We start from the raw sequence: 10,102 nt of genomic DNA, 5'->3' as shown, positions 1-10,102 counted from the left end.
AAACACCTCAACACTTCAACATCTAAACGCCCGAAAGACTTCGTTTTTCGTTTCTTCATCGTTTCTGTATGACAAAAAAATGTTTCCTTTGCAGGAAGAATAGTAACAAACGAAAACATGAAACACAGACATTCACTCGTCGGACAGGGCTATATGCTCCCGTTCGTGCTGATTACCTTTTTCTTTTTCCTGTGGGGATTCGCGCGGGCTATCCTCGACGTGCTCAACCCGTTCTTTCAGGAGACGTTTCAAATCAACAAGACGCAGGCTTCGCTGATTCAGTTCGTCACCTATCTGGCATACTTTCTGATGGCTGTGCCTGCCGGGATGATGATTCGCCGTTACGGTACGCGCAAGGGCGTCGTTGTCGGGCTGCTGGCTTTTGGCGGAGCGGCACTGGCTTTCGTCGCGAGTCGTTTCTTCGGGACATATATCTTCTGGTTCTATCTGTTACTGTTGTTTATCATCGGTTGCGGGCTGGCCTGTCTCGAGGTGGCGGCCAATCCCTACGTGACGTTGCTCGGCGATAAGGAAACGGCCGCCGGCCGTATCAACCGGGCGCAGTCGTTCAACGGGTTAGGGTGTATCTGCGGGTCGTTGCTGGGAGGTATCTATTGTTTTTCGGGCGAGAACCCGAATATCTCCATCCCTTACGTAGTCATCGGGGGGATCGTGTTAGTGATCGCCGTGCTGTTTTCGCGGGTGAAGCTGCCCGAATTTGTTATCGAAGACGAAGGCGCTGCTGCCGTGGCTCGTCCGACGAGAGGATTGAGTGCCCGCCCACTGTTTCTGTTCGGACTCTTTGCGCTGTTTTGCTACGAGATCGCCGAGATCGCCATCAATTCGTTCTTTATTAACTATGCGGTGGAGAACCACATGGTCGAGTGGTTTACGGAGATGCTCGCCGGCCGTTTCGGGGTGCATCTTCATCCCAAGTTTATCGCCTCCATCGTCTTGTCGGTCGGTCTTTTGCTTTTTATGCTCGGTCGGTTTGGGGGCAGTATGCTTATGCAACGCGTGCGTGCCGAGCAAGTCCTGTTTGGCTGTGCCATCGGGACGGTGACGATGACCGCTCTCGTGGTGATGGATATACACGGTGTCTCTTTCGTGGCCTCGATCCTGATCTTCGTATTCGAGTCGATCATGTTTCCGACCATCTTTGCGTTGTCGATCAAAGGCTTGGGCGGATTGACGCAAAAAGCTTCGGCCATCCTGATGATGACGCCTATCGGCGGAGCCATCGGCACGGTATTGATGGGGATGGCTGCCGATATGCACACCATGACGTTCTCGTTCCTCGTGCCGTTGACGGCTTTTGTGGTGATCCTGCTCTATGCCGTCGTGCTGGTGCGGAAGAAACCGGAACAGAACGGAACTCTCGCCTGAAAATCAAGCGTGATTATCGCCCTTTCGAAAGAATAAAAATAAAAAAGAAACATCGGCTGACGGATAAAAAACGTTAATACATCCTTCCGGCCTTTCCGAAAAGATGTACTTTTGCGGCCAATTTTAGGTTATCATTTTTAGTGACATAGAAAGAGTCACGTATTTATTCATATTTTAGAAAAGACATAATGAAAACTACTTTTTACCAATGGATGCTCCTTGTCGTCGTGCTTTTGGGCGTGTCGGCACATCATGCATCGGCCCAACTCTCGATTAAAGAAGGCAACATAAGCATGCAGGAGAATCTGACGCAGAGCCTTACCGTGAATAACCCCGAAGGTAAACCGCTGAAATGGGAATCCTCAAAAAATGAAGTCGTGAAGATTGTGCGAAGCAATCAGACCGGAGCTCAGATTAAAGCCGTAGCGCCGGGGCAGTCGACGATAACCGTTACGGCGCAGGACGGCAGCAACCAGTCGGCCAGTATAACCGTTACCGTTGTGCGCTTGATCGAGAAAATTACGTTTACGAATAATCCGGGGGTACTCGGCGTAGGGGCCACCATGGTTCTCTATGGAGAGATAGAGCCGTATAATGCTACGAACCGGGAACTGTCGTGGAGCAGCAGCGATTCACGGATCATCTCGGTCGATCGGGCAAGAATCACAACGCACAAGCCCGGAACGGCGACGATCACGGCCACGGCTCAGGATGGCTCGTTTGTGAGCGAAAGCGTTACGATCCGGGTCATTCACCCTGTCAGGAACATAACGATTGACGGAGGGAACTTAACATTAAACCCTTATCAGTCAAGACAGCTCAAGGTAACGCTTGTGCCGGCCGATGCCGCAATCCAAACCGTGTCATGGCGTTCTTCCAACGAAGCCGTTGCAACAGTCGATCGGAACGGATTGCTGCGCACCAAAGCCGTCGGGAAAACGACCATTACCGCCACGTCGCATGATCCGGATGCCGGTTATCCGGACGCATCGATCGAAGTAACGGTCGAAAAGAATCCGGGAGTTGATCCGCCCAAGCTGCCCAAGTTGGTGCAGCGTGTAAGCATCCGTGAAGGAAATCAGGAACTGCAAGTGAATGAGCAGAAGCAATTGACAGCCGTAGTTGTGCCCAACGATGCGACGAACCGCAACGTGACGTGGAGCAGTAACAGACAGCAGGTAGCGACCGTCTCGCCCACTGGCCTGCTCAAAGCCGTAGGAGCCGGCGAAGCAACTATTACCGTGACTACGGAGGAAGGCAGGAAAACAGCTGAGATCAACGTGAAGGTGAAAGCGCCGGCTCCTCCGCCTCCGCCACCGGCCCCGCCCGTCGTATCGGTCACCGAGGTGAAGCTCGATAAGACTAATCTTTCGTTAACGGCCGGTCAAAAAGGCAAATTGAAAGCTACCGTCCTTCCGGCTGCCGCCCCGAATCGTGAGGTGACGTGGAGCAGCGACAATGAAGCGGTGGCTTCGGTCGATGACGACGGCGAGGTGCATGCTTACAAATCGGGCGAAGCAGTGATTACCGTTACAACGAAAGACGGCGGCAAGACGGCCCGTGCGACGGTAAAAGTAACGGGAGCTTCCGTATCGGTGTCGGGAGTAAATCTTGACAAGTCACAGTTGGAACTGACAGCCGGTCAAAAAGGTAAATTGAAGGCGACTGTGCTTCCGGCCGATGCGACGAATCGTGAGGTGACGTGGAGCAGCGACAATGAAGCGGTGGCTTCGGTCGATGACGATGGCGAGGTGCATGCTTACAAATCGGGCGAGGCGGTGATTACCGTTACGACGAAAGACGGCGGCAAGACGGCCACGTGCAAGGTGATGGTGATGATCGATACGTCGAACGAGGTCATCGCGGGAGAAACATCGGCATGGAGCAGTTACGGCCGACTGTACGTTACTTCGCCGGTGAAGGAGGTGATCGAAATCTATGCGCTGACAGGCGTAATCGTTCATCGTGCGACGAAATCGCCGGGCGAGACGGCCTTCGATCTGAACGTGCCGCGCGGCATCGTCATCGTGAAAGGCTCGTCGGGCTGGGTGCGTAAAGTGAAACTCTGAACGAATGGAACGGATTACCATTCAACTCCGTTTAACCTCTTTTTCGATACCGAAATGACAAAGATCTATATGGTTGCTTTACTATCGTTCTGTGTATGGATCATCCGTGCGCAAGACGATCGTAATGCAACCATTCTTCGTTTTGCTGCCAGGGGGCTGGAATATGAAGTGAAGGCAGGCTTTCATATCGGCGGGGCATCGCCATTGCCTCTGCCGCACGAGATACGTGAGATCAACGGTTATAATCCGACCTTGGCCATCCCGATCGAAGGGACGGTGACGCAATGGTTAGGCACGCGGAAGAAATGGGGCGTGACCGTGGGGTTGAAATTAGAGAATAAAGGGATGATTACCCGCTCGCGTGTCAAGAACTACCGTACCGAGATTATCGGTGACGGGGGAGAGAAAGTCAGCGGACGCTGGACGGGCTACGTCAAAACGAAAATGCGTAATACGTACCTGACGATGCCTTTGCTGGCTGCTTACCGGCTCGATGAACGCTGGGTGATGCGTGGCGGTGCGTACGTCTCCTATTTGACCGAGGGCGATTTTTCCGGACATGTGTACGACGGCTACCTGCGAGAAGGCGACCCGACCGGTCCTAAAATCGAGTTTAAGGACGGGCGGATCGCCACCTATGATTTTTCCGACCGGCTGCGACGTTTCGCCTATGGTGCCCAGATGGGCATCTCATGGCGTGCCTTTAAGCATTTCAATACGTTCGCAGATCTCTCGTGGGGCTTGAACGATCTGTTTAAAAGCGATTTTGAAACTGTTTCGTTCGCTTTGTACCCCATCTATCTGAATGCCGGATTCGGATATGTCTTTTGATTAATTAGCCGCTTTGGTCATCGTCAGACCGAATTCGATCTTCGTCGATTTTTCCAACAGGCCCGGAAGTTCTTTCGCCAAAAGAGGTTTTACGAAGTCCGGTACATCTTTGACCGAGGCCAATAGAATAGGCAGTACATTTTTTAGAGCCTTTACCGTTTCCGTGTCGAGATAGAAGCGGGTAGAGGAGCCGTTCGAGGTATAGTATACAGGTATTCCGGCCTTAAAAAGTAATTTGATAGCAGCCAATTTCGTAGCATCAACGCCTTTCATTTCTGCGAAAACCTTATCTGCATCCGGATGCAACATAATTTTGTTATCGCCTTTTACGTTGTATTTTGCGTAATCTTTCGCCGTTATCCATTCATTCGAATCTTCCTTTTTGTATGTGGCTTCGATTTTGCCATCGGTTGTAAGTGTAACGTCTTTCAATCCGTTTTGTACGAGTGCATTCAGCGTCGGGGTCATCATGGCAGCCAATTGTTTGACGGTCAGTTTGACCGATCCTGCCTCAACCACTACGTTGTCAGGAGCTTCCCATACGACATCCATCGGCATCTCCTTCACATTCCACTTACCCACCAGTTCGGATGGTTTCTTGTCGTCATCTTTGTTACATCCGCTGAAAATACCCATCGCACATACGAACAGGCAGCAATACATTAAACTTTTTCTCATCATTCTTCTACTTAGAGTTAAACATAGTTTTTTTATAGCGGCAAAAGTACTACATTTGCCGGCAAAAAAAATCTTTATTATGAAACATTATGACTTTGATGAAATTATTGAGAGAAAAGGTACAAATTGTATCAAGTTCGATGCGCTGAAAGAGAATTTCGGACGCGAGGATCTGATGTCGTTCTGGATTGCCGACATGGATTTTCGCACGCCCGATTTTATTGTCGACGCGCTGAAAGCACGGTGTGAACATCCGGTGTTCGGATATACGTATCCGCCGGACGAATACTACAACAGCATCATCGATTGGGTGCGCAACCTGCACGGGTGGGAGATTCGCCGCGAATGGCTTTCGTATATCCCCGGCATCGTGAAAGGATTCGCGTTCGTGCTCGATCATTTTACCCGCAAAGGCGATAAAGTCATAATTCAGCCGCCGGTGTATCATCCGTTCCACTTGGTGCCCAAAGCGATGCACCGCGAAGTAGTCTGTAACCCGCTGCGCAAAACGAACGGCTCGTACGAAATGGACTTCGAACATCTCGAATCCGTTATCGACGAAGGTTGCAAAGCCTTGATTCTTTGTAATCCGCACAACCCAGCCGGTATCGTCTGGCCGAAAGAAACGCTGCAAAAGCTGGCTTCGATCTGTACGAAACATCACATCCTCGTCATCTCGGACGAGATTCATGCCGAAATGGCTTACCCTTCGTTTACGCATCATCCGTTCCCGACCGTGTCGGACGAAGCGGCGGCATGCAGCATCACCTTCACGGCGCCCAGTAAGACGTTTAACATTGCGGGGATCGTGTCGTCGTATGCCATCGTGCCCGACGATAAACTGCGTAATGAGTTTTACTCGTTCCTCGAATCGGGCGAGTTCAACCACGGCACGATTTTCGCGTATACGGCCACTATCGCTGCTTACCGGCACGGCGCCGAATGGCGTCGGCAGATGCTGGACTATGTGTCGAAGAATGTGGATTTTGTGGAAGCGTATCTGAAAGAGCATATCCCGCAGCTTTGCATGTACCGGCCGCAGGCGTCGTTCCTCGTATGGCTCAACTGTTGCAAGCTGGAGCTGAAACAGAAAGAACTGGTCGATCTCTTCGTGAATGATGCCGGACTGGCACTGAACGACGGTTCGATGTTCGGCTGCGAGGGCGAAGGATACATGCGTCTGAACGTAGGCTGCCCGCGTGCAACACTCGAGAAGGCGCTCGAACGACTGAAAAATGCCGTAGAAAAAAGGATTTCTTAAGGCGATCTTCCGTTGGGTTGACGACCGGCGGAATCGTTTCATGGTTAAAAGGGTGGATCAAAAACAAAACGTTTTGACCCACCCTTTTCTTATCGACCCGTTCGATACGTGCTTATCGAAGCACTCGATACGTACTTATCGCCTCGATCGATACGTACTTATACGGAGGGCGTATACGTACTTATGCGATCGACGCATACGTGTTTATGTGAGCGGCGCATATACGCTTATGGGGGTGGCGCATACGTGCCGCCATTTCATTCCTTCTCCCGGGTGTGAGTGCAACCGGCCGATTTCGACCGCTTTACAGGGCGAAAGCCGGTTGGCGATGAATCCACTGCCCGCGTGTGAAGTCGGGGAAGTCTACCACCGCTCCTCCGCGTGCGATCGACATTTCCGACAGCCCCGAAATGGCGCTCCATGCGGCCGCGTCGTAGCAGTCCATCGGCGCCGGTTTCTTGTTACGGATCGCGTCGATAAAGTCGTACATCATGATGTAGTCCATTCCGCCGTGACCGGCTTCCTTGGCCTTCGCTTCGAGGGTGCTCCACAGTTTATGGTCGTACTTTTTGAACCAGTCGTCTGACGCATCCCAGCGATGGGGCTTCGATTGTCCTTCGACGTAGACGTGGTTGCCGTCGTTCATCCACAGCCCGCGCGTGCCCTGAATGCGGAATCCGAGCGAATAGGGGCGGGGCAGGTTGGTGTCGTGCGTGACGATGACGGTCTGCCCGTTGGCGCATTTAATCATCGAAGTCACGATATCGCCGAGGTTAAAATGAATCTTCGCGTACGGGTGGTTCGCCCCGCCTTTGTCTACTATGAAGTTGTGTAACCCGCGCGATTGGGTGGCCATCGAGGTGAGCGACAGGAAGCGGTTACCCCGGTTTATATTCAGGCAGTTGGCCACCGGACCGATGCCGTGCGTGGGATAGACATCGCCGTTACGGGTGATGGAGTGCTGCGTGCGCCATTGCGCTTCGGCGTAGGCCGTGGGGCCCATCCGCAGTTCGCCGCCTTCCTGATAGGTGTAATGTACGCCGTCGTTGAATTTGACATCGCGCAAATCGTGCTGATAGCCGCATGTGCCGTGTATCATCTCGCCGAACAGCCCCTCGCGCACCATCCGCAACGCGGCCATCACGTCGCGGCGATAGCATACGTTCTCGAGGATATTCAGGTGCGAACCCGTCGCTTCGGAAACATTGACGAGGTCCCAGCATTCTTCGACCGTATTGGCGGCCGACACTTCGAGCCCGACATACGGCACACCGGCCTTCATCGCCGCGACAGCCATCGGCACGTGCCATTCCCACGGACTGGCAATGATGACACAGTCGAACTCCTCGTTGTTCAGCATCTTCTCAAACTCGCGCTCGCCGCCCGTGTATACCTTCGGCTCGGGTACGTTGAATTTGGCGATGTGCTTGAGCGTCTTTTCCAGCGGCACTTTCTGTATGTCGCAGATGGCAACGATTTTGTTGCCCGGAATGCCCAATACGTTGTTGATGTGCTCCTGACAGCGCGAGCCGGTACCGATAAAACCGAAGCGCAGCATGCCGTCCGATTTGCCTGCGGGCTTCTTCTTCTGCTGTGTCGCTTCGCCCGGCTGATTCACTGCGGCCATGGCCTGATCGGTCACAGCCAATCCTGCGGCGCCGATACCGGCAGCCGTTACTTTCTTTAAAAAATTGCGTCGAGTATTTTCCATATCGAATTTGTTTAGAGATTATAATATTCTATTTTGTTGCCAAAGATACGATATATTTTTGGCAAAGTAACCATCTAAACCATGCTTTTTTATGTGGTACATCTATTCGCAAAAAGCAACGTTACTGTTCTTTACTTTCTGCAGGTAAAAGTATCTCGAAAGAACGGCTAAAAGCGTTGATTTTACTTGCAATGCATATAAAATCATGATTTTTTTGTATGTTTGCCGTTGATTCGTAAAACAAAATATAGACGTAGAAACAGAAACATGATGAAACATGCAGCAAAACCTGCCTTTTTGATTTCCGGTTCTCTGCTTCTGGCTGCCGGCGGAACAGTCAAGGCACAAAGCAAGAAGCAAACGGCGGAGAAACCGAATGTCGTTTTTATCATCGCCGATGATTTGGGGTACGGCGATCTGAGCTGCTACGGACAAGAAAAGTTCCGGACACCCGAGATTGACCGCGTAGCGTTGCATGGCGTGCGTTTCACCCAATGTTATTCGGGCACGACGGTCAGTGCGCCCTCACGTGCCAGCCTGCTTACCGGCCTGCATACGGGACATGCCTGCATACGGGGAAACAAGGAAGTGGAGCCCGAAGGACAATTCCCGCTGCCGCAAGGTACGAATACGTTCTTTAAACTGTTTAAGGAGGCCGGCTATACAACCGGGGCCTTCGGGAAGTGGGGCTTGGGATCGCCCGGCTCGGAAGGTGACCCGAACCGGCAATACGTCGATGAGTTCTACGGGTACAACTGCCAACTGCTGGCGCATAATTATTATCCCGACCATATCTGGCATAATGATCAGCGCATCGATTTTCCCGACAACGATAACGGTGCGTTCGGTACGTATGCGCAAGACCTGATTCAGGAGAAATGCCTTGCTTTCCTCGACGAGCATCACCGCAAGCCGTTCTTCCTCTTCGTGCCTTGTGTCCTGCCTCATGCCGAGCTGCTCGTGCCCGAAGACAGTATCATCCGTAAGTTTCGCGGGATGTACCCGGAGAAACCTCACCACGGTACGGACGATGGTCCGGCATTCCGTAAAGGCGGTTACTGCTCGCAGGTCTATCCGCGTGCCACTTTCGCCGCCATGGTCTACCGTTTCGATGTATACGTCGGGCAGATTGTGCGGAAGCTGAAAGAACTGGGCGTGTACGATAATACGCTGATCATCATCACCAGCGATAACGGGCCGCATCAGGAGGGAGGCGCCGACCCGGACTTCTTCAACAGCAATGGCGTCTATCGTGGCTATAAACGCGACCTCTACGAAGGAGGGATTCGTGTGCCGATGATCGTTTCGTGGAAAGGGCGTGTGGCCGAAGGAACGAGCAACGACCTCATGTGTGCCTTCTGGGACTGGATGCCTACTTTTGCCGAACTGACGGGCACCCGAAACGTGCAGACCGATGGCATCAGCATACTGCCTGCGATCACCGGCAAAGGAAAGCAGGCAAGCCGTGATTATCTGTATTTCGAATTTTTGGAACTGGGCGGACGACAAGCCGTACGCAAAGGCGACTGGAAGCTGATCCGACAGAATATCCGCAAAGACGGAGGCACTTACGAATTGTACAATATCTCCTCCGACCCGTCGGAAAATCATAATGTCATCTCCGAGTACCCGCAAAAAGCCGACGAGTTACGGGCGCTTATGGAGCAGTCGCATGTCGAAGACCCTAACTGGTCGCTTTTCAACTGACGGTAAAACAGAGGGGTTTGATTTACTGTAGGTATTCGGTCATTGTTTTTCCGGTATCCTTTTATTCCTTCACATAAGCCGGAGGGAAGGGAAGCTTTGTCATCTGCTTCTCACTGCAATTCTTATTTTGAGGATACAGAATCCTGTAAATTAATCTGTTTTCCTTTCAAAGAAATAGATTGCAAATAATCGGTTATACTGTCTTTATTGCGCTGCTTTTTCAAGTTCTATTCGAGCTGTGAGTTCTTCTTGGTATGTGGTCATAAACTTGTTTAAATCCATAAAAGCATACCCGACTAAGCGATAGAATAGATTCTTGTATTCTATCTTTTCTATTGCAGTGAACAGTGTTTTACCACCTTCCACTAGTTCGAATGTTGCCTGCCACTCTCCTGTGAACATTCTACTATCCATCTCAAAACTGTAGAAAGAATGTGGTCTCTTCTCAAGTGTCTTGAA

At 51.6% G+C, this 10,102-nt stretch carries 7 protein-coding genes and 1 pseudogene; 5 read left to right on the top strand and 3 right to left on the bottom strand.

What is annotated here, in order from left to right; all coding sequences use genetic code 11:
- Positions 1-117: 117 nt before the first annotated feature.
- From Q4A89_RS11215 to Q4A89_RS11205, 3 genes are all read left to right on the top strand, one after another.
- Entirely contained in the window at positions 118-1,386 is a 1,269-nt protein-coding gene (locus Q4A89_RS11215) for an MFS transporter (RefSeq protein WP_303185571.1), read from the top strand.
- A gap of 188 nt (positions 1,387-1,574) precedes the next feature.
- Positions 1,575-3,455 carry an Ig-like domain-containing protein gene (locus Q4A89_RS11210; protein ID WP_303185570.1) on the top strand — a complete coding sequence of 627 codons (1,881 nt, stop codon included), beginning with the start codon at positions 1,575-1,577 and terminating at the stop codon, positions 3,453-3,455.
- Between the two features lie 54 nt (positions 3,456-3,509).
- Positions 3,510-4,286, top strand: a complete 777-nt coding sequence (locus Q4A89_RS11205; RefSeq protein ID WP_303185569.1) for a porin family protein — start codon at positions 3,510-3,512, stop codon at positions 4,284-4,286.
- On the opposite strand, the gene Q4A89_RS11200 is transcribed toward Q4A89_RS11205, so the two are convergent.
- Positions 4,287-4,967, bottom strand: a complete 681-nt coding sequence (locus tag Q4A89_RS11200) for a hypothetical protein (RefSeq protein ID WP_303185567.1) — start codon at positions 4,965-4,967, stop codon at positions 4,287-4,289.
- Positions 4,968-5,043: 76 nt separating this feature from the next.
- Here Q4A89_RS11200 and Q4A89_RS11195 point away from each other — a divergent pair, with 76 nt between their 5' ends.
- Positions 5,044-6,225 carry a MalY/PatB family protein gene (locus tag Q4A89_RS11195; protein ID WP_303185566.1) on the top strand — a complete coding sequence of 394 codons (1,182 nt, stop codon included), beginning with the start codon at positions 5,044-5,046 and terminating at the stop codon, positions 6,223-6,225.
- Between the two features lie 304 nt (positions 6,226-6,529).
- On the opposite strand, the gene Q4A89_RS11190 is transcribed toward Q4A89_RS11195, so the two are convergent.
- The gene (locus Q4A89_RS11190; RefSeq protein WP_303185565.1) at positions 6,530-7,936 is read right to left on the bottom strand and encodes a Gfo/Idh/MocA family protein; all 1,407 of its coding nucleotides are present in this window, start codon (positions 7,934-7,936) and stop codon (positions 6,530-6,532) included.
- A gap of 267 nt (positions 7,937-8,203) precedes the next feature.
- Here Q4A89_RS11190 and Q4A89_RS11185 point away from each other — a divergent pair, with 267 nt between their 5' ends.
- On the top strand, positions 8,204-9,643 hold the full coding sequence (locus Q4A89_RS11185) for an arylsulfatase (protein WP_303185564.1): 1,440 nt from the start codon (positions 8,204-8,206) through the stop codon (positions 9,641-9,643).
- 204 nt (positions 9,644-9,847) lie between these two features.
- Here the strand turns inward: Q4A89_RS11185 and Q4A89_RS11180 are convergent.
- Positions 9,848-10,102 (bottom strand): annotated as a pseudogene (locus Q4A89_RS11180) (SRPBCC family protein); the annotation flags it as partial.

Origin of the sequence: Tannerella sp. (assembly GCF_030528505.1) — a bacterium.
Taxonomy (GTDB): domain Bacteria; phylum Bacteroidota; class Bacteroidia; order Bacteroidales; family Tannerellaceae; genus Tannerella.
The sequence above is the reverse complement of the archived record's forward strand: the minus strand, read 5'-3'. Positions and strand labels throughout refer to the sequence as shown.

Coding starts and splice junctions, on each gene's coding strand:
- Q4A89_RS11215 (WP_303185571.1), top strand. CDS start 118: ATGAAACACAGACATTCACTCGTCGGACAGGGCTATATGCTCCCGTTC.
- Q4A89_RS11210 (WP_303185570.1), top strand. CDS start 1,575: ATGAAAACTACTTTTTACCAATGGATGCTCCTTGTCGTCGTGCTTTTG.
- Q4A89_RS11205 (WP_303185569.1), top strand. CDS start 3,510: ATGACAAAGATCTATATGGTTGCTTTACTATCGTTCTGTGTATGGATC.
- Q4A89_RS11200 (WP_303185567.1), bottom strand. CDS start 4,967: ATGATGAGAAAAAGTTTAATGTATTGCTGCCTGTTCGTATGTGCGATG.
- Q4A89_RS11195 (WP_303185566.1), top strand. CDS start 5,044: ATGAAACATTATGACTTTGATGAAATTATTGAGAGAAAAGGTACAAAT.
- Q4A89_RS11190 (WP_303185565.1), bottom strand. CDS start 7,936: ATGGAAAATACTCGACGCAATTTTTTAAAGAAAGTAACGGCTGCCGGT.
- Q4A89_RS11185 (WP_303185564.1), top strand. CDS start 8,204: ATGATGAAACATGCAGCAAAACCTGCCTTTTTGATTTCCGGTTCTCTG.